20 protein-coding genes are annotated in these 22,626 nt (G+C 39.4%); 10 read left to right on the top strand and 10 right to left on the bottom strand.

Annotated features, from left to right (window positions below; all coding sequences use genetic code 11):
- Window positions 1-55 precede the first annotated feature (55 nt).
- Together VJ786_RS07235 and VJ786_RS07230 are read right to left on the bottom strand one after the other, a co-directional pair.
- On the bottom strand, window positions 56-550 hold the full coding sequence (locus VJ786_RS07235; protein WP_134776479.1) for a Fur family transcriptional regulator: 495 nt from the start codon (window positions 548-550) through the stop codon (window positions 56-58).
- A gap of 82 nt (window positions 551-632) precedes the next feature.
- The gene (locus VJ786_RS07230; protein WP_099366300.1) at window positions 633-2,837 is read right to left on the bottom strand and encodes a RelA/SpoT family protein; all 2,205 of its coding nucleotides are present in this window, start codon (window positions 2,835-2,837) and stop codon (window positions 633-635) included.
- Between the two features lie 153 nt (window positions 2,838-2,990).
- Between VJ786_RS07230 and VJ786_RS07225 the strand changes: the two genes are divergently transcribed.
- The 4 genes from VJ786_RS07225 to VJ786_RS07210 are packed head-to-tail and all read left to right on the top strand — an operon-like array spanning window position 2,991 to window position 5,310.
- Complete coding sequence (locus tag VJ786_RS07225; RefSeq protein WP_134776478.1) at window positions 2,991-3,620, top strand: DUF4294 domain-containing protein; 630 nt, start codon at window positions 2,991-2,993, stop codon at window positions 3,618-3,620.
- 46 nt (window positions 3,621-3,666) lie between these two features.
- Window positions 3,667-4,167: a glutathione peroxidase gene (locus VJ786_RS07220; RefSeq protein ID WP_099366298.1), complete on the top strand. Its 501-nt coding sequence runs from the start codon at window positions 3,667-3,669 to the stop codon at window positions 4,165-4,167.
- 48 nt (window positions 4,168-4,215) lie between these two features.
- Window positions 4,216-4,935 carry a bacillithiol biosynthesis deacetylase BshB1 gene (gene bshB1 / locus VJ786_RS07215; RefSeq protein WP_134776477.1) on the top strand — a complete coding sequence of 240 codons (720 nt, stop codon included), beginning with the start codon at window positions 4,216-4,218 and terminating at the stop codon, window positions 4,933-4,935.
- 54 nt (window positions 4,936-4,989) lie between these two features.
- Window positions 4,990-5,310: a hypothetical protein gene (locus tag VJ786_RS07210; RefSeq protein ID WP_134776476.1), complete on the top strand. Its 321-nt coding sequence runs from the start codon at window positions 4,990-4,992 to the stop codon at window positions 5,308-5,310.
- A 52-nt stretch (window positions 5,311-5,362) separates the two neighbouring features.
- Here the strand turns inward: VJ786_RS07210 and VJ786_RS07205 are convergent, their stop codons facing one another.
- The 5 genes from VJ786_RS07205 to VJ786_RS07185 all read right to left on the bottom strand — a co-directional run bounded on the left by VJ786_RS07205 (window position 5,363) and on the right by VJ786_RS07185 (window position 9,161).
- Window positions 5,363-6,340 (bottom strand): bifunctional riboflavin kinase/FAD synthetase, encoded by a 978-nt coding sequence (locus VJ786_RS07205; RefSeq protein ID WP_134776475.1) that lies wholly within the window; start codon window positions 6,338-6,340, stop codon window positions 5,363-5,365.
- A gap of 16 nt (window positions 6,341-6,356) precedes the next feature.
- Window positions 6,357-7,085 carry a tRNA pseudouridine(55) synthase TruB gene (truB, locus tag VJ786_RS07200; RefSeq protein ID WP_134776474.1) on the bottom strand — a complete coding sequence of 243 codons (729 nt, stop codon included), beginning with the start codon at window positions 7,083-7,085 and terminating at the stop codon, window positions 6,357-6,359.
- Window positions 7,086-7,196: 111 nt separating this feature from the next.
- Window positions 7,197-8,012: an undecaprenyl-diphosphate phosphatase gene (locus VJ786_RS07195; RefSeq protein WP_099366293.1), complete on the bottom strand. Its 816-nt coding sequence runs from the start codon at window positions 8,010-8,012 to the stop codon at window positions 7,197-7,199.
- 3 nt (window positions 8,013-8,015) lie between these two features.
- Window positions 8,016-8,267 (bottom strand): DUF3098 domain-containing protein, encoded by a 252-nt coding sequence (locus VJ786_RS07190; protein WP_134776473.1) that lies wholly within the window; start codon window positions 8,265-8,267, stop codon window positions 8,016-8,018.
- A gap of 15 nt (window positions 8,268-8,282) precedes the next feature.
- Window positions 8,283-9,161 carry a cell division protein FtsX gene (locus VJ786_RS07185; RefSeq protein ID WP_099366291.1) on the bottom strand — a complete coding sequence of 293 codons (879 nt, stop codon included), beginning with the start codon at window positions 9,159-9,161 and terminating at the stop codon, window positions 8,283-8,285.
- A 157-nt stretch (window positions 9,162-9,318) separates the two neighbouring features.
- Between VJ786_RS07185 and leuS the strand changes: the two genes are divergently transcribed.
- The 5 genes from leuS to VJ786_RS07160 all read left to right on the top strand — a co-directional run bounded on the left by leuS (window position 9,319) and on the right by VJ786_RS07160 (window position 16,924).
- Window positions 9,319-12,102 (top strand): leucine--tRNA ligase, encoded by a 2,784-nt coding sequence (leuS, locus tag VJ786_RS07180; RefSeq protein ID WP_336557489.1) that lies wholly within the window; start codon window positions 9,319-9,321, stop codon window positions 12,100-12,102.
- A 667-nt stretch (window positions 12,103-12,769) separates the two neighbouring features.
- Window positions 12,770-14,008: an OmpA family protein gene (locus VJ786_RS07175; protein ID WP_134776471.1), complete on the top strand. Its 1,239-nt coding sequence runs from the start codon at window positions 12,770-12,772 to the stop codon at window positions 14,006-14,008.
- 146 nt (window positions 14,009-14,154) lie between these two features.
- Window positions 14,155-15,069, top strand: a complete 915-nt coding sequence (locus VJ786_RS07170) for a DUF5106 domain-containing protein (protein WP_167554223.1) — start codon at window positions 14,155-14,157, stop codon at window positions 15,067-15,069.
- A gap of 172 nt (window positions 15,070-15,241) precedes the next feature.
- Window positions 15,242-15,655, top strand: coding sequence for a hypothetical protein (locus VJ786_RS07165; protein ID WP_134776469.1), 414 nt, complete (start codon window positions 15,242-15,244; stop codon window positions 15,653-15,655).
- A gap of 60 nt (window positions 15,656-15,715) precedes the next feature.
- Window positions 15,716-16,924, top strand: coding sequence for an MFS transporter (locus VJ786_RS07160; RefSeq protein ID WP_134776468.1), 1,209 nt, complete (start codon window positions 15,716-15,718; stop codon window positions 16,922-16,924).
- On the opposite strand, the gene VJ786_RS07155 is transcribed toward VJ786_RS07160, so the two are convergent.
- Window positions 16,921-17,520, bottom strand: coding sequence for a class I SAM-dependent DNA methyltransferase (locus tag VJ786_RS07155; protein ID WP_134776467.1), 600 nt, complete (start codon window positions 17,518-17,520; stop codon window positions 16,921-16,923). The two genes, VJ786_RS07160 and VJ786_RS07155, sit on opposite strands and share 4 nt — an antisense overlap.
- Before the next feature lie 10 nt (window positions 17,521-17,530).
- Complete coding sequence (locus VJ786_RS07150; protein ID WP_134776466.1) at window positions 17,531-18,091, bottom strand: DUF4230 domain-containing protein; 561 nt, start codon at window positions 18,089-18,091, stop codon at window positions 17,531-17,533.
- 136 nt (window positions 18,092-18,227) lie between these two features.
- Here VJ786_RS07150 and VJ786_RS07145 point away from each other — a divergent pair, with 136 nt between their 5' ends.
- Entirely contained in the window at window positions 18,228-19,688 is a 1,461-nt protein-coding gene (locus tag VJ786_RS07145; RefSeq protein ID WP_336557488.1) for a TPM domain-containing protein, read from the top strand.
- Here VJ786_RS07145 and VJ786_RS07140 read toward each other — a convergent pair whose 3' ends face one another.
- The gene (locus tag VJ786_RS07140) at window positions 19,689-22,544 is read right to left on the bottom strand and encodes a triple tyrosine motif-containing protein (RefSeq protein ID WP_134776464.1); all 2,856 of its coding nucleotides are present in this window, start codon (window positions 22,542-22,544) and stop codon (window positions 19,689-19,691) included.
- Window positions 22,545-22,626: the final 82 nt, after the last annotated feature.

The raw sequence follows: 22,626 nt of genomic DNA, 5'->3' as shown, positions 1-22,626 counted from the left end.
GAGTTTACTAGCCTTTTGCCGAACAAAGGTATATATTATATCTTTCTATGTTAAATTAATTTGAAATTACTTCCTCCTTTAAGGTCGTTTCATTCGTTCCTTTACTCTTGCGACAATCCGCACAGATGCCATAAAGGTTGAGAGAGTGGTGTTTAATATCAAAATTCAACAGGTCACCGATCATGGATTGGATCTGATGGATCCTAGGGTCACAAAATTCCACCACCTTATTGCATTCAATGCAGATAACGTGGTCATGCTGCTTGTAGCCATAGGATTTTTCAAATTGGGCCATGTTACGGCCAAACTGGTGTTTGGTAACCAAATCGCAGGATACTAACAGCTCCAAGGTATTGTAAACTGTGGCGCGGCTCACGCGGTATTTCTTATTCTTCATGTGGATATATAAGGATTCCACATCAAAATGGTCTGAACGTGAGTAGATCTCTTCCAGGATAGCGTAGCGCTCTGGTGTTTTTCTTAAGTTCTTGTTTTCAAGGTATGCCTCAAAAATCTTTTTAACAGTTTCGTAATTTTCGCCCTGTCTCATATGATTCCTTAACGTTAAAGGTTCAAATTTACCACTTTTGTATGGTATTCACTATTTAATTCTGTCAGACGCTTGTAAGTCTTTAATTCTCTGATTCGTAACGGGTAACTCCTGTGATGCCCGATATCTGTTTTAAATTTTTGATGAGGTTGTCCAATTGTTGCGTATCATTCACAAAAACCATGATATCTCCCTCAAAAATCCCTTCGTTACTGGAAATGGATAAGGAACGGATATTCACATTAAAATCATGTGAAATGACCGTTGTTATCTTATTCACTAAACCTACATCATCAATACCCACAATTTTTAAACCGGTCAAGAAGGAAGGTCTGTTTTGCATGGATGCCCATCTGGCTTTTAGGATGCGATATCCATAGTTAGCCATTAATTTGGATGCATTCGGACAGCTTGTACGGTGGATTTTTATACCATCATTCACTGTTAAGAATCCAAAAATATCATCCCCAGGAATTGGGTTACAACAAGGCGCCAAGGTATAATCCACTTTTTGGAAATCATCTCCAATCAAGATGGTATCATCTTTCTTATTGATCTTCTCTACCAACCCATTGATATGCGTTTGGAACTGATTCTGGTTAGCATCCTCCGAACGTTCAGCGGCAACAAATTCCCGAAGATTTTTGATATCAATACTTCCCTTGGCCACATTGTAGAATAATTCCTGCGAGCTTGGGAATTTAAAATAATTCGCAATCTTATTGATGTTGTCCGTATTGTAAGTGATTTTCAAGGTCTTTAACTTACGCTCTAAAATCTCCTTACCATCTTCAGCAACCCTTCTTTTTTCTTCTTTTAAGGATGATTTGATCTTGGACTTAGCTTTCGCCGTCACCACGAAATTCAACCAATCCTCTTTTGGAGTCTGTTTGCTGGAGGTGATGATCTCCACCTGATCACCATTCTGGAGCTCATGGCTTAAAGGCACCAATTTATGATTGACCTTCGCGCCGATACAAGTGGCCCCAATATCCGTATGGATCTCAAAAGCAAAATCAAGTGCAGTGGCACCGTTTGGTAATTGGATCAACGTACCTTTTGGCGTGAAGATGAAAATCTCGTCCGAGAACAGGTTCATCTTGAAGTCATCCACAAAGTCCATGGCATTCTGCTCAGGATTACTCAAAATATCCCTGATCTTCTGTATCCATAGATCTAATCCATTATCCGAATTAGACTCTTTGTACTTCCAATGTGCTGCAAAACCTTTTTCCGCAATTTCGTTCATGCGTTTTGTACGGATCTGTACTTCCACCCATTGACCTCTTGGGCCCATTACGGTTGTATGTAATGATTCATAGCCATTGGCTTTTGGAGAGGAAACCCAATCTCTCAAACGATCTGGATTTGGGCGATAAAGGTCAGTTACGATGGAATATACCTTCCAACATTCTGTTTTTTCCTTCTCATCCACCGTATCTATGATGATCCGGATCGCAAAAAGATCATAAACCTCTTCAAAAGGGATGGATTTTTTACGCATTTTGTTCCAGATGGAATGGATGGATTTAGGTCTTCCGAAAACCGAAGCCGTAATTCCCTCTTCTCCTAGAATCTCTTTAATAGGACCAATAAAGTCGGCAATAAACTTCTCCCTTTCGGCCTTTTTCTCGTTCAGTTTCTTGGCGATGAATTTATAAGTATCCGGATCGGTATACTTCATGGAAAGATCTTCCAATTCGGATTTTATCGCGTATAAACCTAAGCGATGGGCCAGAGGGGCATACAGGTAACTGGTTTCTGATGCGATCTTCAACTGTTTATGGCGTGCCATGAACTCCATGGTCCGCATGTTGTGAAGTCTATCGGCCAGTTTGATCAAGATCACACGGACATCATCCGCAAGAGTCAACAACATCTTACGGAAATTCTCCGCCTGCATGGAGCTATTTGGATCAAAGATCCCAGAGATCTTGGTCAGTCCATCGATAATACGAACCACCTTTTTACCAAACTGTTCTTCAATATCCTGTAAAGTGACACTGGTGTCTTCCACCACATCATGTAGGAGGGCACAGACAATGGAAGTTGTTCCTAAACCTATTTCTTCGGCAGCAATTTGTGCTACCGCTATGGGATGATAGATATAGGGCTCTCCAGATTTTCGGCGCATGTCCTTATGGCTTTCCAATGCAAGATCGAAAGCATTTCGGATCTGTTGCTTGTCGCCTTTCTGCAAGGTCGGTTTACAAGCTCGTAATAATGCGCGGTATCTTTTACGGATTTCCTTATTTTCTGCCTCAATATCAATCACGTATTCTTCCATAAAACTTCCTGAGTAATAAAATAATATTTAAAATTTTTATTATATTTAGTGGTCAAAAAACTATGTATTTTTGTATAGCGTTTAACGTATAAATATACGCAAAAAAAATGATAATTTAGGTTTCAGGCATAATTATTTAGAATAGCGAAAAGGATGAAAAAGTGGTTAGGGATATGTTTAATCGGGTTGTTTTTCCCTTTCTGGGGTCAAGCACAAACCTTGATTATGCCCCAGTATGGAGGAGGTAAACCGCCCGTAGTGGAAAAGTATGCCACCGATAAATTGGAGAATGGAGAAGTCGTTCCATGGTTTCCCATTGAAGAAATTGTTATCGTAGCGGTCAGGAGATTTAAAACGGAAGAAGAAAGACAAAAATATTTACGTCTAAAACGTAATGTTATTCGGGTATTACCTTATGCCATTTATGCGCAGAGGAGATATGAGCAATTGGATCGTGATCTGGCAATGGCGAATTCCAATCGTGAGGAAAAAAGATTGATCAAGGAATGTGAAAAGGAAATCAAGAAGAAGATCACTTCTGAAGTGAAAAACCTGAGTGTTTCCCAAGGAAAGATCCTCATTAAACTGATTGAAAGACAAACAGGAAGTACGAGTTATGAACTTGTGAAGGATATGAAGGGTAATATTTCTGCGTTTTTATACCAAGGGGTGGCTAAAATCTTCGGTCACAACTTAAAAAGCACCTATGATCCTACAGAGGATTATGAAATAGAGAACATTTTGCGTGAATACGAACGTTCGCGTCCGATGACGACCCAATAAAGGGATATCGGTTCCAACAACATATAAACCAATAAAACCAGCGATTATGAACAAGACGATCTATGATTTTTCAGCACTGGAGTTTAGCGGTAATAAGCGGTCTTTACGAGATTTTGAAGGTAAAGTAGTGCTTATTGTCAATACAGCCAGTAAATGTTTCTTCAATAAACAATTCGAAACCTTAGAAAGCCTTTATCGCAAATATAAACAGTTGGGTTTTGAAGTGCTGGCCTTTCCATCCAATGATTTTAGAAAGCAGGAGCCCCTGACCGGTAGAACGCTGGAAACCTATTGCAGGATCGCAAAACAAGTATCTTTTCCCGTATTCAAAAGAATCCATGTAAGAGGGGAATTTACCGACCCTTTATATCAATATCTATCCAATAGTAACATCAACGGAAAGGTGGATTCTGTTCCACTTTGGAATTTCCATAAATACCTGGTGAACAGGAAAGGGGAGGTTGTCGATTATTTCTATAGTTTGACGAGCCCAATGTCAAAGAAAGTCCACAATCGCATCGAAGAGCTGCTCTCGTTAAAAGTTTAACCATATATTTTGGTTAAATTTGGAATTCATCCAAAAAAATAAGAAAATATGAAGTTAGATTTATTGGTTATGACCGTTCATCCTGATGATGCGGAGTTAGGTGCAGGTGGAGTTATTGCTAAGTATGTAGCAGAAGGCAGGAAGGTTGGAATCATTGATCTCACACAAGGAGAATTGGGGACCAGAGGTACTGCTGAAACACGAGAAGCCGAAGCCGCAGAGGCAGCCAGGATTTTAGGAGTCGCAGTCCGTGAAAACCTTAAATTGAGGGATGGATTCTTCCAGAATAATGAAGAATGCCAATTGACCATTATTAAAGCGATCCGTAAATATCAACCCGAAATTGTGATCACCAATGCTTTGGATGATCGTCATCCTGACCATGGTAGAGCAAGTAAATTGGTCAATGATGCGCTGTTTTTGGCGGGGCTGAGAAGGGTAGAGACTCAATTGGATGGAAAGGAACAAGAAGCATTTAGACCTAGACTGCAATTGCAATTGATCCAGGATAAATACATACAACCAGATATATTGATCGATATCACGGAATATTGGGATGTGAAAGAGAAATCTATATTGGCTTATGGAACACAATTCAATGTTTCGGATTCGGATGATGAACCAGAAACCTATATTTCAAACCCTGATTTCATGAATTCCACGAGAGCTCGTGCGCAGGAATTGGGCCGCTCTATCCAGGTTAAATATGCGGAAGGCTTCACATCACGAAAACTATTGGGAATCAGTGATTTGTTTGAATTGATTTAATTTTTTATATTTGGTTTAGTCAATTATTTAGTAATTATTACAAACCAAATCCCAATGAGAAATTATCTGAAATCATGGAAACATAACATTGGGAATGGCTTAATTCCAATCCTCTTCGTACTGTTTATATTGGGCGCTTGTAAGAAAAATGACCTGGATTTAGATGACCCTACTTTATATCAGTGGGAGATTACGGAAACCTGGTCATCCACGATGCCCCATGATGATAATGGAGAAATAAAAGTCGATATCGGAAAAAATAGGCTTGTGGTCAACGTAGAGATCAAATGGTTAACCAATGCACAAGTCCAAAAACTTAAAGATGAAGATAAAAGGAATAGTAGTTATGAACTTAAATTCCGAAAATTAAAATAAAAAGATCAATATAAAACAAAAGGCCTAAAAAAAATTAGGCCTTTTGTTTTTATCAATTTTCAAAGAAAGCTCGAATATCCTTTTCGTCTTTTTTGATTTGTTCCTGCATCAATTCTAAACTTTCAAACCATTGGTCGTGGCGGATAAACTGTAGGAATTTAACCCTCACGGTCTTGGTATATAGATCATCATTGAAATCCAAAAGATTCACTTCAATCTTTCTGTTCATACCATCAACAGTTGGCCTGGTGCCTATATAACACATTCCCTGTGCTACACGCTCTGGCTCAGGTTGATAATAGTGTCCAGTTTTAATTTCACTTGATCTAGGATAGATCTCCACTTCCACCGCATAAATTCCATAGGCTGGAATCAGTTTATGGGCTTCATGAATATGAAGATTAGCCGTTGGAAAACCGATCTCCCGGCCAATTTGATCGCCTCGGATAACCGTTCCAGTCAATTCAAATGGATAGCCCAAGTATTTATTTGCCGTAATGATATCCCCTTTGATAAGTGATTCCCGAACGCGGGTAGACGATACAGCCACATCCTCAATATCCTGCTCCGGAATTTCTTCCACGGTATAATCAAATATCTGCGAATTATGGATCAAATCCTTGATCGTACCTTCCCGATTCTTGCCAAAATGATGGTCATATCCGATGACAATCTTCTTACAGCCAATTTTATTGACCAATACATTCGAGATGTATTCCTCTGCTGTTTGGTTAGAAAAATCGCGGGTAAAAGGAGTTATGATTAAATGATCGATTCCGGCTAAAGCCAATCTTTCTACTTTTTCCTCGATATCATTGATCAATCGCAGTGAATCATCGTCTGGATTGATGATCAATCTTGGATGTGGGTAGAAGGTTAGTAACACGGTTTCACCAGTATTATCTTTGGCAAGCTCAACCAATTTGTTCAGTATTTTCTGATGACCAACATGTACACCGTCAAACGTTCCGATGGTGACAATGGCAAAGTCTAATGGTTGAAACTCATCAAGATTTCTGTATATTTTCATTCCTTATTGTTGAAGGTTATTTTAACAAAGATTGCTCTTTGGTTTCTTTTATCTGATTAATTAAAGTGGTAAGATCCCAGGCATCCTGCACATCAAAATCACCACTTTTTGTTCTTCTCAATGAAGATAGGTGACTTCCAGATTGTAGCCTTTTCCCGAAATCATTGGCAATAGAACGGATATAGGTTCCCTTAGTACATCGAATCCGGAAATAAACCAATGGCATTTCAATTTTTTCAATGTCAAAGGCAGTAATGTTTATCCTTCTCGCTTTCAGCTCCACTTCTTCACCACGCCTTGCTTTTTCATAAACCCTTTCACCGCCAATTTTAATCGCTGAATGGGCAGGAGGGAATTGATCCTGTTCGCCGAGGAAATCCGCAGCCGTTTGCTGGATCATTTCTTCTGTGATATGTTGGGTTTCGAAGGTTTGGTCAATTTCACTTTCCAGGTCATACGTAGGGGTAGTAGCACCTAAAGTAATGGTCCCGGTATATTCCTTGTCTTCAGCCTGAAAGCCGTCGATCTGTTTGGTCATTTTACCTGTACATACAATCAATAATCCCGTTGCCAATGGATCCAAGGTGCCCGCATGTCCCACCTTTAATTTTAAAGGTTTTAGGGTATTTCTTAATTTTCCCACCACATCAAAACTCGTCCAGGTCAACGGTTTGTCAATCAACAAAACGGCACCTTCAGCAAAATTGAGGTCGGCAATGGATTTATCTTCTTGTATGTTGTTCATTCCAATTTTCTGCAAAAATAGTAATAATATTTAGCATTGCCCTTGCTATAAATAAAAACGGTCAAGGGTTTTACCACACCTTGACCGTTCATTACCTATTATAGCGTACGATTATTGGTTATAAAAGAAAACCAATAAAGCAATACCGATTACAATTCTATACCAGCCCCAAAACTTGAAGCCGTATTTTGTCAATACAGTGATAAATGATTTTACAGCGATCATGGCCACAATAAAGGCAACGATATTTCCTATGATGAACACCATAATGGTTTCATTGCTCGCCATGATCATTTCATATCCTTTCTGTGCATGCGCTGTTCCTTCGCCCCAAGTCTTTACGAAAATAGAATAGACCGTAACGGCCAACATGGTAGGAACCGCCAAGAAAAAGGAAAATTCAGCTGCAGCTTTACGGTCCAATCCTTGGGTTAAACCCCCAATGATGGATGCCGCAGAACGCGATGTCCCTGGCATCATGGCTAAACACTGCCAAAAACCAATAATAAATGCTTTTTTAATTGGAATCTGCTTTTCGTCTGTGATCTTTGGATTCTTGAACCATTTATCAACGAACAAAAGAACAACTCCACCTAAGACAAGAACTGCCGAAATAGCAATCTGGTTCCCTAGAACTGCCTCAATCTTATCGTCTAATAATTTACCTAAAACCAAAGCTGGAATAACAGCGATGGCCAGTTTGAAATAGAAATTCAGGTTTTTAAAATCGAAGAACTTTCTCCAATAGAGCACGACGATGGAAAGGATGGCACCGAACTGGATCGACACTTGAAACATTTTCAGATATTCACTTTCTTGCATACCCATCAGGGCAGCTGTGAATCCCATATGGGCAGTAGAAGATATGGGTAAATATTCGGTTAATCCTTCAACAATTGCTAGGATTATGGCCTCAAAAATACTCATCTATTATTTTTCTTTTGTCTTTGGTTTATATAAAATGGCTACGAATCCTAATGCAAAACCAGCTACTACCACTAAAGGAGCAAGCGTGATCTTGGTGAAACTATAGATATCTTCAGTACCCATCATCAATAAAAAACCTACAGCAACCACAATGATGCTTAATATAAATAATTGATAATTTATTTTATGAAAGATAAATTGGCCTTGGTTAGCCGTTTTAGCCTGCGTTTTCGTGTTTTTTACAGTCTGACTCATTTTAATAATAATTGATTAACGGTATAAACTCGCGGATTTAGCGCGTAAATATTTGGTAACAGCAAAATAGGTACTCAAACCTGAAATCAGGATCCCCAATCCGATAACGATCGCAAAAATAATCGCAAACTCCACCCAATCACGAAGGAACACCAATTCAGGAACCTGTTTTTGAGCAAATTGAAGGGTCAATACCAATAATAGAATAGCGATCAAGGAACCAATTAGGCCATGAGCAATGCCATACATGATATATGGGCGTCTGATGAAATTCTTGGTCGCACCGATCAATTGCATACTCTTGATCAAGAAACGCTGCGAGTAGATCGCTAAACGGATGGTGTTGTTGATCAAAGCAACGGCAATGATCAATAGGATTACCGTGAATGCCAAAATAACAATTCCAATGATACGGATGTTCTGGTTGACCATATCAATCAATGACTCTTGGTAAACCACTTCTTTTACCTTACTGTTCTTGCCAACCTTATCAATGAACATTTTGATGCTATCGGTATTGGCATACTGTTCTTTCATGTAGATATCAACAGATGGTAATAGGGGGTTATGGCCCAGGTATTCTACGAAATCTTCACCAAGATCTTCTTTCAGATTCTTGGCTGCTAATTCTTTACTCACATATTCTGAACGGAGCACATATGGATCTTTTTCAAGGTCCTTCTGCAAAGAAAGCACATCGCCTTCATTGACATTGTCGTTGACAATGACATTCAGCACGATATTTTCCTTCACATACCGAGATAGGTTTTTGGCATGCACGAGGATCAATCCCAATAAGCCTGTCATTAATAGTACCAGTGCAATACTGATCACTGTAGAAATGTATACCGATTTAGTTTTTTTTCTTGGCGAACCCTGTTCGATCACTGACATATGATTTCCTTAATATTATGTGCGAAAGTAAGTATTTTCACTAAACATCTAACAACGAATATCAGAAATTATTGTATAGAATAAAAAAGTTTTGTGCTAAAATTGCCTTAAAATAGCTATTTTCGCAATTCTTACAACATTTCTTTTATCAATAATAATGGAGTACAATCATCTTTCCATCGAGCAAAAGTGGCAAAAGTTTTGGGCTGATCATCAGACCTTTAAAACAGAAACGGCATCCGATAAACCAAAATATTATGTGTTAGACATGTTTCCCTATCCATCGGGCGCAGGTCTGCACGTCGGCCACCCACTCGGATATATCGCTTCTGACATTTTCTCAAGATATAAAAGGCTGAAGGGTTTTAATGTATTGCATCCCATGGGATACGATTCGTTTGGCCTTCCGGCAGAACAATATGCCATTCAAACTGGCCAACACCCTGCAATCACTACCGAAGCTAATATCAATCGCTATAGGGAGCAGATGGATAATATCGGTTTCTCTTACGATTGGAGTAGGGAGATCAGAACCTCTGAACCTGAATATTACCATTGGACCCAATGGATTTTCATGAAATTGTTCGATGCCTGGTACAACAAAACCAGCGATAAGGCGGAGACCATCCAAGCGCTGATCCAACATTTTGAAAGCCAAGGTTCAGCAGGTATACAGGCCGAAGCAGATGATGATATCCGTGAATTCACCGCAGCGGAGTGGAAAGATTTTTCTGATAAAGAACAACAAGAAGAATTGTTGAAATACCGTTTGGCCTACCTACGCGAAAGTACGGTGAACTGGTGTGCTGCATTAGGCACTGTATTGGCGAATGACGAGGTGATCAATGGTGTATCCGAACGCGGAGGATTCCCGGTAGAACAAAAGAAAATGATGCAATGGTCGATGCGTATCACCGCCTATGCAGACCGGTTATTGCGTGGTTTGGAAACGATCGATTGGCCAGAACCCTTAGTGGAAATGCAACGCAATTGGATAGGCAAGTCGGTAGGAGCAAGTGTGAAATTTCCAGTTCCACAATTGAACAGCGAGATTGAAGTCTTCACTACCCGTTTAGATACCATCTTTGGAGTAAGTTTCGTAGTCTTGGCGCCAGAACATGAATTGGTGGATGCATTGACTACAGCCGACCAAAAGGCACAAGTAGAGGCATATATCGATAAGACATCCAAAAAATCCGAATTAGATCGGATGGCAGATACAAAAACTGTTTCAGGTGCATTTACCGGATCTTATGCAAAACATCCGATTACGGGAGAAGATGTACAGATCTGGATTGCTGATTATGTATTGGCAAGTTATGGAACTGGTGCAGTAATGGCCGTTCCATCCGGAGATCAAAGAGATTACGTCTTTGCTAAGCATTTTGGATTGCCGATCATCGCAATTTCTGATACCCAGGATATTTCAGAAGCAGCAGATCCAAACAAAGACGGAAAATACATCAACTCTGATTTTATCAATGGAATGACCTACCAAGAGGCAGTGCCTGCTTTGGTGGAGCGTTTGGAATCTTTGAAATTGGGTAAAGCAAAAGTAAACTTCCGTATGCGGGATGCCATATTTGGTAGACAACGCTATTGGGGCGAACCAGTTCCTGTATATTTTAAGGAAGGGTTGCCTTATCTGATCAAAGAGGAGGAGTTGCCTCTATTATTACCAGAGGTTGATAAATATTTGCCGACCGAATCGGGCGAACCACCATTGGGACGCGCTGAAGACTGGAAATATCAGGATGAATACGAGTATGAGTTGAGCACCATGCCAGGTTGGGCAGGTTCGTCTTGGTATTGGTTCCGATACATGGATCCGAAAAATAAAACGCAATTTGCTTCTTCTGAAGCGGTTGATTATTGGAAAGCCGTAGATTTATATATTGGTGGTTCAGAACATGCCACCGGCCACTTATTGTATTCTCGCTTCTGGAACAAATTCCTGAAGGACATTGGATACCATAATGAAGAAGAGCCATTCAAAAAATTGATCAACCAAGGGATGATCCAAGGAAGGTCGAATTTTGTTTACCGTATTTTGGATGCGGAAGGTAGAGGAACCAACAAGTTTGTATCCTTAGGCTTAAAGAATGAGTATCCAACGATTCCATTGCACGTTGATGTAAATATTGTTCATAACGATGTGTTGGATCTGGAGAAATTCAAATCATTCCGTCCGGACTTTGCCAATGCTGAATTTATTTTGGAAAATGGCAAATATATCTGTGGAACTGAGGTGGAGAAGATGTCCAAATCTAAGTTCAATGTGGTTAACCCAGATGATATCATCAGTCAATATGGTGCAGATACCCTACGTTTGTACGAAATGTTCCTGGGTCCTTTAGAGCAGGCAAAACCTTGGAATACAAACGGTATTGAAGGGGTATATAAATTTTTACGTAAGGTATGGCGTCTGTTCCATGATGCAGAAGGGAACTTCCTGGTGTCAGATGACGAGCCTAGCAAAGCCGAATACAAAGCATTGCATAAGATCATCAAGAAAGTGGAAGAGGACATTGAAAGATTTTCCTTCAATACTTCCGTTTCTGCTTTTATGATCTGTGCCAATGAGTTGACTGATCTTAAATGTAATAAGCGTAAGATCTTACAGGATCTGATCATCTGTTTGGAACCTTATGCACCACATATTACGGAAGAGCTTTGGTCCTTATTGGGCAATGAACCAGGAACCATATCCTATGCACCATATCCAGTCTTTAATCCAGAATACTTGGTGGAAAGCGAATTTGCATATCCTGTATCTATCAATGGTAAAATGCGTATGAATCTACCTTTGGCATTAGATCTGGATCAAAAGGCGGTAGAGGCAATTCTTATGGAAAACCAAGATGTACAGAAGTATTTGGATGGGAAACCAGTTAAGAAGATCATTTTTGTAAAAGGGAAGATCATTAATATCGTGATCTAAATCAATATTTTTTTAAAGTAGCAGAAGGCCGTATCAGCACATTCGTGTTTGATACGGCCTTTTTTGGTTCACAATGAAGGTATATTGTAAGCACCTTGTAAGTAAGGTTTAAGTGCATAAAGGCACTTACACCTCACTTACATGTCACTTCCAGCTCACTTTCACCAAGACCCAAAATACGATTCATATTGTAAAAACAGAGCAACATGGAAGAAGCATGAAATCCGATCAGGGTTTTTAGGCTAGGAAAGAAAATTTAGTGAAAGACAAATTAAATAATGGGTTTAAACAAGTTTTAAGCATGATTTATTGCAGGCTTTCCTATGTAGATGTTTGTTTACAAATAAAATTTAACCCATTTTAAATATTACTCAATAGGATTTCCGTTTTTCGATTAAAAATTTATTATAAAATTAATTTTGATAATAAATATTTAAAACAAACGTTTGATTTGAAAAATTCAATTTTGATTATTTGAGATATATTACACTATAAAGAAATATTTTACACAATATTGTCGGTCATCTATTTTCCTAAAAAAGATTTTCAATTATATCTTTGTTTCAGATTTGAATAGGGGAGTATAAAATTAAGATCACACTAACTATTAATTTTTATCCAACAAATCAATTTAAAAATTTATTAAATCAATTCTTATCGTTAAGAAATGAATAAAACATTACTTTCTATAGCCCTTGGTCTGTCCATTAGTGCAGCAAGTTACGGGCAAACCCTAACCATCAAACGCGATTCAGTAGTTACTGTAAGCGACGATCAATACAAAGTTGTTACCAACCGCTTTTTTGATAACTGGTTTTTTGGTGCTGGTGCTGGTGCGCAAATGTATTTTGGTGACCACAATAAACAAGCAAAATTTGGCGAACGTTTAACACCATATTTCCATGGCTATATTGGGAAATGGTTCTCACCAGGTATTGGGGTGCGCGTAGGTGTTGATGGATTAAAGGTTAAAGGATTAACCCAATTTGGTCCGCATTCAACAGGTGTACAATATGATGGAAAACCATGGGATGGATACTGGTTATATAATGAAGAGTTTGGATATTGGCATCTTCGTGGAGATGTATTGTTCAATTTAACGAATATCTTAGATGGTTTTAAACCAAACCGTTTTTACAACGTTAGCCCTTATGCTGGTTTAGGTTGGATGGTGACTACCGAAACGCCAAATGAGCGTGAAGTAAGTGCAAACATTGGTGTTTATAATACATTTCGTTTAGCAAATGCCTTGGACCTAACACTTGATGTAAGAGGAGCAATGGTTCATGACCGTTTTGATGGGGATGAAGGTAACCGGAGAAATGATGGTATCCTATCCGCAAGTTTAGGTCTTGTTTACCGTTTCAACAAACGCGATTGGGATAAGCCAACCCAAATTAAAGTAACGGAATCTTACGATGAAGCACAACTGCAAGCTATCCTAGATCGCTTAAAGCAACTGGAATCAGACAACGATGCCTTACGTAAATTGTTGGCTCAAGCTAAGGATACGACCATTACGAATATTAACGTGAAGAGAAACATGTTGGCTGCACCAATTCTTGTTACTTTCCCAATCAATAAAAGTACGGTTAGTAATGAAGCTCGTGTAAACCTAGGCTTCTTCGCGAAGTTGATCAAAGAAACCAATCCTAATTTTGTATACAGTATCACGGGTTATGCGGATGAGGGTACAGGTACTCCAGCGATTAACGAACGTTTGAGTAGAGAACGTGCAGATGCTATTTACAATGTATTGGTCAACGAATTTAAGGTTAATCCTAACCAGTTGAAGAAAGACCATAAAGGTGGTGTTGCGAATATGTTCTATAACGACCCTAGATTGAGCAGGGCAGTTATTACGATTGCTGATCTTCTTTTAAATGAAAAAATCGAAGAAAACTAAATGAGAATTTGATAACTATCAATTCTTTAAGAATATAAAAAGAGGCTTTATCAAATGCTTGATATAGCCTCTTTTGCTTTTATGGTTTGATATTTGTCCTTTTGAAATATATGGTGATAATCCATACCTTACAAAAAAATGAACACATGAAATATTTAGGTATCCTTTTCGGCTTAATGGTCATTGTATCTTGTCAACAAAATAAAAAAACATCAACTCCTACGGAAACAACAACGGCGAAGGTCTATAGTCCACCACAAGCGCCTACTGTTTTAACCAGCCCTGAAGATCAAAATACCTATGTATTTGACCATTATTGGGATAATTATAATTTTCAGGACACCTTATTATCCTTGAATCCGGAATACAGTGAGCAAGCAATTGTGAATTATATCAATATGATGAAATTCGTAGATGAAAAGAAGTTTAATGATGGGCTGGAGGATCTTTTCAACCAAGCGAAAATAGAACCCAAAACCTTTCAATACCTAACAACTACCATGGATCGTTACTTGGGTGATCCAAATTCACCATTAAGGAACGATATCCTTTATGAAGGTTTTATACTTAACCTGCTAAAAACAGATAAATTAACGGAAGCTCTAACGATAAAGTACAAAACCTTACTTCCGATGGTGCAGAAAAATAAACCGGGAACTAAGGCAGCTGATTTTAAGTTCTTGAAAGATGATGCAACGTTTTCTAGTCTCTATGAAGAAAAAGCAGATTGGATCTTTCTCTTTTTCTATGAACCGGGTTGTAGTTCCTGCGCAGATGCCATTGAGGCATTAAAAGATTATCAGCCATTCAATGCGCTGATTGACTCTGGAAAATTAAAGGTACTAGCGATTTATCCCGATGGAAACCGTGACCTTTGGGATGATTATAAAGCGGAAATTCCTGAGAATTGGATCAACGGCTTAGATGAGGAGCAATATATTGTGAACAAAGGCATCTATCAGATCAAAGCAACCCCCACGATTTACCTGCTCGATCAACATAAAAATGTTCTTTTAAAGGATGCAAATTTAGATGAGGTCGCCAAGTATCTCAAGATTTAACTCATAAAACATTCCTATGAGGTATAAAGCCCATTGCTTGGTATAGACGAAAACTTACAATTTTATGGATAATGTATTTATTTGAATGAAAGCAGGTATTTTGCTTTTAGATTAGGGATAATTTCTAATCATAATTAAGGATATTTGTGTCAATTTTTAAAACACACTAACCATGAATAGATTTTTTTTGACAATGCTTGCATTGTTTTGCTCCAGCATTTTTTTTATTGGCTGTAATTCCGGACAAAAGGACGAAGTAACCAAAGACCCAAGGTATGCGGATATTGCAAACAATATCTTTTTCACCAAACAGCCGACCTATTACTATCATTACAAACAACAGCGACCGGATGGTAAAGAAGGATATTTCTTATCCTCCCAACCACAGATGCCATCTGCCGAACTCATTAAGGAGATTCCGGTAAGAGCACATGTGCATATCTCGAAGGTATTTGAAATCCCACAAGAGGATGGTTCCGTGCAGGTCATGGTTGAAGGAAAAGTTTTTCCGGATACGCAAAGTAGCGGAGAAGAATACAAAGCCCTCTATGAAGATATTAAACCTTCGCTTGAATTAGAGAAGTAAACTTATTAGATTTGACAGCCGGATGAATTTAACATCCGGCTGTTAATTTTCGTATATATCATGCAGAAGGCTTCCTTTGTTTATAATCCTCAAAAAACTACCTATCCCATATTATTTGCAATCTGTATTGCACATTTACTGAATGACCTGATCCAGGCTATCATACCAGCATCCTATCCGATGCTAAAAGAAAATTTCCATTTGAATTATGCCCAGATTGGTGTTATTACCCTCTGCTTCCAATTGGCTTCTTCCTTACTACAGCCCGTTATAGGCGCTTATACGGATAAACATCCAAAACCTTATTCACAGATCGTTGGGATGATGTTCAGTTTTGTAGGGGTGATCTCTCTGGCCTATTCCAATAATTATGGTTCCATCTTGTTTTCCGTGATCATGGTGGGTATCGGGTCATCTATCTTCCATCCTGAATCTTCCAGGGTGGCCTTTATGTCCTCCGGAGGAAAAAGAAGTCTTGCCCAATCTATTTTCCAGATCGGTGGTAATACCGGGACAGCCTTAGGACCATTGCTATTGGCCTGGTTTGTCATCCCCAATGGACAACGGTATATTATTTGGTTTGTCGCTGTAATTGTTCTTGCCCAGGTGGTGTTGACCTATATTGCAAAATGGTACCAGAAAGTCTTGTTGGCACAAAAAGGAAATGGCAAGAAACTGCTCAAAATCCCAGATCTGTCTTCCCAACGCATTGCTTGGTCAATTGGTATATTATTGCTATTGATTTTTTCCAAATACATCTATATCGCCAGCATTACGAGTTACCTGCAATTCTACCTGATGCAGAAGTTCGGGATATCTGAAGTTGGAGCGCAGTTATACCTGTTCTATTTCTTGATTGCCATTGCTTTAGGAACTTTGATTGGCGGATCCTTGGGCGATATTTTAGGTAGGAAATATATTATTTGGCTTTCTGTGCTAGGTTGTGCACCTTTCACATTGTTATTACCTTACGCCAATCCCTTCTGGACGGCCATTCTGGTTTCGGTTATTGGATTTATTATGGCTTCTGCCTTTCCTTCCATTTTGGTTTATGCACAAGAACTGCTGCCGAAGAAAATCGGCATGGTATCGGGTTTATTCTATGGTTTTGCCTTTGGAATGGGTGGGATAGGAGCCGCATTCCTGGGTTGGTGGGCCGATCATACCTCATTAGATAATATCTATCATGTATGTTCATTCCTGCCTTTGATTGGTATTATTGCTTACTTCTTGCCAAACATGAAAAAGATCGGATTTAAGACAGTTTAGATTCTTTGGCAGACCCAAACGGAAGCATTACCAACAGTTGGGTCTTCCAACGCTTTCTTAAGGACAATAAACTCGTTTGCTTTTAATAGATGCTCATAATCCGTTGGGGATAAGGAGGCATGGTATACATCTTCCTGGTTTAACCTACTCCAAGCTTCACCCTCATCCGGGCCGGAGGTAAAAACCAACATACCACCGGGGTTCAAGTATTGTTTGAATATAGGGAACATCGATTGCTGATCTGCAGCAGGCAGATGAAAAAAGCTATGCCAAGCTATGATGGCGTCGAATTTTTCCGGTAGATCCAAATTCCTCATATCCTGAAGGATAAAAGCTTGTTCGGGGAAATTCTGGGCTGCAATCTTAAGGATCTCCCTACTGGCATCAACCGCAACGACTGATCTTCCCAAAGATAGTAGATAGGCTAAGATGGGCTTTCCAGTTCCGCAACCTAAATCCAGTATCTTTCCATCTTGGGGGATTTTTTCCAGGACAAAATCCAGATAAGCCTTCTCCATGAGGTCTTGCCCACGGTTCTGATGGAACCAACCGGCTATTTTGTCATAGATCTTGTAGACATCTTTACTTTCCTTCATGATTTCGATTTTAATCGAATGTAAGGGTTACTTTTTTGAATTCCAAAGCTTCGATCAAAGGCTGGAACACCGACATGGCATTTTTTTGAGTCTGTGAAAGGATATCAGATGCCTTAACCTGTTTGTGGATTTCCTCTTCTGCATATTTATAGGCTTCATCTACCAGGTCTGCTTCCCTAAAAAACGCCATTTTGGTATCATATACCTTCGAATCTTTATGGTCGATTTTGACGTAACATATTTCAGGTTTTGGAAGATGGATGGTAACAGAATCACCAGTAACCTGAATGTCCGTTGAATCGAGTTTAGTGAGGTCAATACAACCTACTGCATCTGCTTTGATGATCAATAGTACACTCGCATCAGGAAGATAGGCACTGATGCTTTTATGTTCAACCACGTCGCTATATCTATATTTTACCAACTCGAGTTTGCCCATGGCTTCGATTCTTTCCAATAGCACCTGATGATTGCTTTCGGTTTTCGTGCTTGGCTTTATACGGTCCCATACAAACCAGGTGACCCCGATGATGATGGCCAGTGTTAAAAGTACTTTTAAAATTTTTCCCATAATATATATTGCTCAAATAATAGACCATAATAGGGATAAAATGTCAAGTTCTTGTAAGGGTATTTTTTAAATGATTATATTCGAATGATAATTCTCCCCAAGTACATGGGGGTATGATTTAAATCCAATTATGCTTTTGAAAGGTATTTTTCACACTATTCTAAAACTTTGGCTGGTTCTATTCTTTTGTATCCCAGCTTTACATGCGCAGATCCCCAATCCTAAAAGTAAAGGACAAGATTATTATGTTTCCAATCCCGATGGTATTTTGGATTGGTATTCCGTGCAGGAACTTGATAGTATATGTAAAAGCATAGAACAGGAAACAGGGGCGGAGTTTGCCATTGTGCTGGTCAATGATTACGATGGTGAAGATGATTTTGAATTTGCTTTATCTTTATTCAATAAATGGGGGATTGGGAAAAAAGAGTCCAACAATGGATTGTTGCTCTTTATCGCAAAGGATAGGCGGGAATATCGTTTTATTTCTGGCTATGGAATGGAACGGCTCTTTCCGGATGCCTATTTAAAGCGGGTGGGCGAATTATACCTTGTACCTAATTTTCAACAGGGGTATTACAGCGCTGGTGTTTTTCAAGCGGTGCGTTTTATTGAACATGTGCTTAAATCACCAGATTCCGTAAAAGAGCTGAAGGAGATGATGCCCGAAGCACAGCCTTTCTTCAGTTGGGATAATGCTATTTTTAAAAATAGCTTATTGGTGATCCTCTTTTTTATTGCATTATACATCTATACCCATCTAGTCATTAAATCGCTATTAAAAAAAGCGAACAAAGTCTCGTTTGTAAAGCCAATATTTTATGGGCTTGGATGTGGTGTATTATTGATGTTTGTATCAGTTTTCCCACTGATCATTTTATATGAGGATCTCAGCCCCTTGTATAATAAGAACAATACCCCTTATATATTATTTGCATTGGGAGGGGTTATTTTGGCCATGCGGATTACTACTGGTAGGGAAAGTATCGTTAAGGGTGGCAAGGATGAGGAAGAAAAACAAATTGCACTCAAGAAGTTTAGGAATTACCTTCTGGTACCTATGTTGCTTTCACCATTGGCGCTATTCGATTTGATTTGGCTTTCAAATCGGATGTTCAAAAACAGAGGTCGTTTTCTTCCACCGAACAATGATCCGGAATGGACGCGCTTGAATCGAAATAAGGACGCCAAAAAGATCAAGACGATCCTTGATGATGGCCAACGTGCCGAAGAGCAGAAAGGATCCCGGAAATATGAAATCTGGCAGCATAGTAAGACCGGGAAGTATGAATTGGTCCCTTGGGAAGTAAGTAAAAAATTTGATGTCTGTCCGGCATGTGGGTATCATACCTTATTGAAAAACCAGACCAAAACGGTAGTTGCTGCGAATTATTCCAGTGCAGGTTCTGGAGAGAAATTCGATAAATGTCAGTTTTGTAATTATAAAAAGCATATTGAATTCTACACCATTGCCAAGAAGACCCGCTCCAGCAGCAGTAGTTCTTCTGGAGGATCTTCTGGCGGTGGTTCCTCATCCAGCAGTGGAAGTTTTGGTGGTGGTTCTTCCGGTGGTGGGGGTGCCGGCGGGCGATGGTAATTACAGTTCCAATAAAAATTCGGTAAGATTTTTATTCGTTGGCAATTCCAGTTTTTTCCGCAATCGGTACCTACGGATCTCCACACCTCTGGTACTGATATTCAATAAGGAGGCAATCTCCTTACTCGACATGTTCAGCCTTAGGTAGGCACAGAGTTTAAGATCATTGGGCACCAAGCTCGGATAATCAGCTTTCAGTTTTTTGAAGAAATTCTCATGGGCTTCATTGAAGCTTTTTTCAAAAAGATCCCAGTCCCGATCATCACTATGTGCTTCATCAATCAGTTTATTTACCTTTCGTAATTGCTCGTTACTCAACTTGTTACCATTAGAATCATTCAGGTTGGTCAGTTCATGATGCAGGTTGTTGAGCATTTCATTTTTATAGACAATATTCATGGCCGAATTGGCCAATTCCCTGTTTTTGATGGCAAGTTCCTGTTCGAGTTGTTCGTTCTTTATGGCCATCAATTTCTTTTCGTTCTCTTCGGCTTCTCGGGCCAAACGTTTTTCTTGATCTGCTAACATGTTTTCCTTCAGCTTACGTTGGTCTTCCTTTAGCCGCTTTTCATAAGCTTTCTTGCTCCAAAAGAACAGAAAGATAGCCGCTAATACGTATAGCAGGATCATTGGCCAACTCAGGTACCAAGGAGCCTTGATTCGAAAGTTAATCGATGTGATATCAGATTGTATCCCGTTTGCTGATATCGCTCGAACCTTAAAGGTATAATTTCCAAAGGGCAGATTCGTGAAATCCCTATAAGCTACCACATCCCAGTTGGACCAATCATCGGTATAACCTTCCAAGACATATTGGTATCGAATGGGCGATGAGGAATACCAAGGCGACGCGAATGAAATCCTTAAATTGTTTTCGGCATTGGGAATGCTTAAGTCGTCATATAAAGGTTTCTGGTCCTTGGTGATGTTCCAGATATTGGTGATAATGGGTTTGGGAATCTGTTGCTTTACGGGGAATTTGTTGAAGTAAAGTGCAAAACCATTATCTAAACCAAACAGGGATAGTTCGCTGTTAACCTGTAATATATGTTCGTAATTATTCATCATTCTCCCTTTTAACGAATTCCAGGAGGAAGAGTCAATTCGGATTTGTTCATCGGCGGGAAATTCCACCCGGGCAATATGAGATTTTTTGATTAGCCAGTATTGGTTGTTGCTGATCGGAATGACCTTGTTGGCATTGTAAAAAGAACCCAGCTGTCCGTTGAGTTCCGCATAGGCTTTAAATTCATTCAATACATGGTCAAAACGGTAGAAGCCTGAGTCGGTAGCAAATACAGCGTTATTGGCCAAGTTATATATTCCATGGATCCGGGCATTCTTCGGCAGTCCTTTATCCATGGTTTTCCATTCTTTTACGGATTGGTATCCGGGATTGAATTTTACCTGTTGAACTTGCTGTTGGTTACTTATCCAAAAAGTTTCCGCTTGCTCTTGGTAAATGTCGCGCGTTAGGTCGTTCCTGCCTTCCAACTGTTTGACAAATGACACGGTTGGATCTGTGGTCATCAATCCGATTCCAGTGTAATTTCCTTGCAGCCAATAATTACTATTGGCAACAGGTAGAAATTTCCAAGCTCCGGTTACAGAAGAGATTTTTTTAAGCACTTGGTCCTCTAAGATAAAAGTGCCATTATTATGGCCTATAACCAGTTTTCCCGCAATATTCGCCAATTGCCATACTTGGCCTTGGGAATTGGGGATGAGTTGAAATTTCAATGAATTATAAGAGGAAACCCCTTTCCAATCACTTACGAACAAACCTTGGTTGGTGCCCAGGTAGATCTTATTATTGAACAGGATCGAACTGTATACTGTACCGATATTGCCTGTAAAGTCTGAATAATAATATAAGGGTGAATTGATATCAATGCGGTCGATCCCATTATCTAAGCCCACCCAAAGATTGGATTGTTTATCCACGGCTAAACTTAATACGGTATTGTTCTGTAATCCATTGTTCTTGCTGATATGCTGAACGATTTCACCCGATTTATTCACGATATACACCCCATTCTGTATGGTTCCAAAGGCGTACTGATCTGCAAAAAGTTTAACCCCATTATTGATCTGATATCTTTTGAGGGCATCATCAGCCGCCGTTGGAAAAGGTTTGATGGAGCCTGTGGGGCTCATTAAGAACAAACCATGATTGGCGGTTGCGATTAAGGTTTGATGATCATGGAAGGGGAGCATGCTTAAAATATTCATGCCCTGGAGCTTGGCTGCGTCTGGAATCCTTTCTAGACGATTATTGCTCAAGCGGTGTAAACCCGAAGGTATCTGTTCAAAATACAGGTTGTAACCAACCTGATGGCCGAATAGGAAAGGCTCGCCCTGTGCTCTTAGCAAATCAATGCTCCCTTTTTGATAGCGGTAACTTTTTGAAAAGCTGTGGAAGAATACCTGGTCTTCTTGGATGAGGATCCGCCAGATATCATCATTGCGTAAGGTTTCTTTATCTTTGATTGAGTCCGACAAGCTGGTGTAGTTCATTTTCCCATAGCTTCCTCTGGTCCAATAGCCAAATTCACCCGACCCACCAACAAAAACTCTTCCTTCTTTATCGATATTGACGCTGCGTAGGCTGGCGTGGTTCTTCATAGGGAAAAGCTTCCATTCCTGTCCATCAAATACCAATAAACCTTCCGTATTGGCTGCATATACAAATCCGTCATGACTGATGGCAAGTCCCCAATTTTGGTTTCCAGCAGCATACATCGATTTGGTATATTGCTGCACAAAAGGGGTTCCGACCCTAGGGATGTTCTGCCCTAGGATGCTGACACTAATGAATAATAGGAAAAAGCCAATAAAGCCAGATTTTATAGACATAAGGTTCAAACTTATCCAAAGATAATAAATCCATTTAATCCTTAAAAAATAGCATATTTGTAGGAAGAGAGTGCGTTTATTA

This window comes from Sphingobacterium tenebrionis, assembly GCF_037126265.1.
GTDB lineage: Bacteria > Bacteroidota > Bacteroidia > Sphingobacteriales > Sphingobacteriaceae > Sphingobacterium > Sphingobacterium tenebrionis.
The sequence above is the reverse complement of the archived record's forward strand: the minus strand, read 5'-3'. Positions and strand labels throughout refer to the sequence as shown.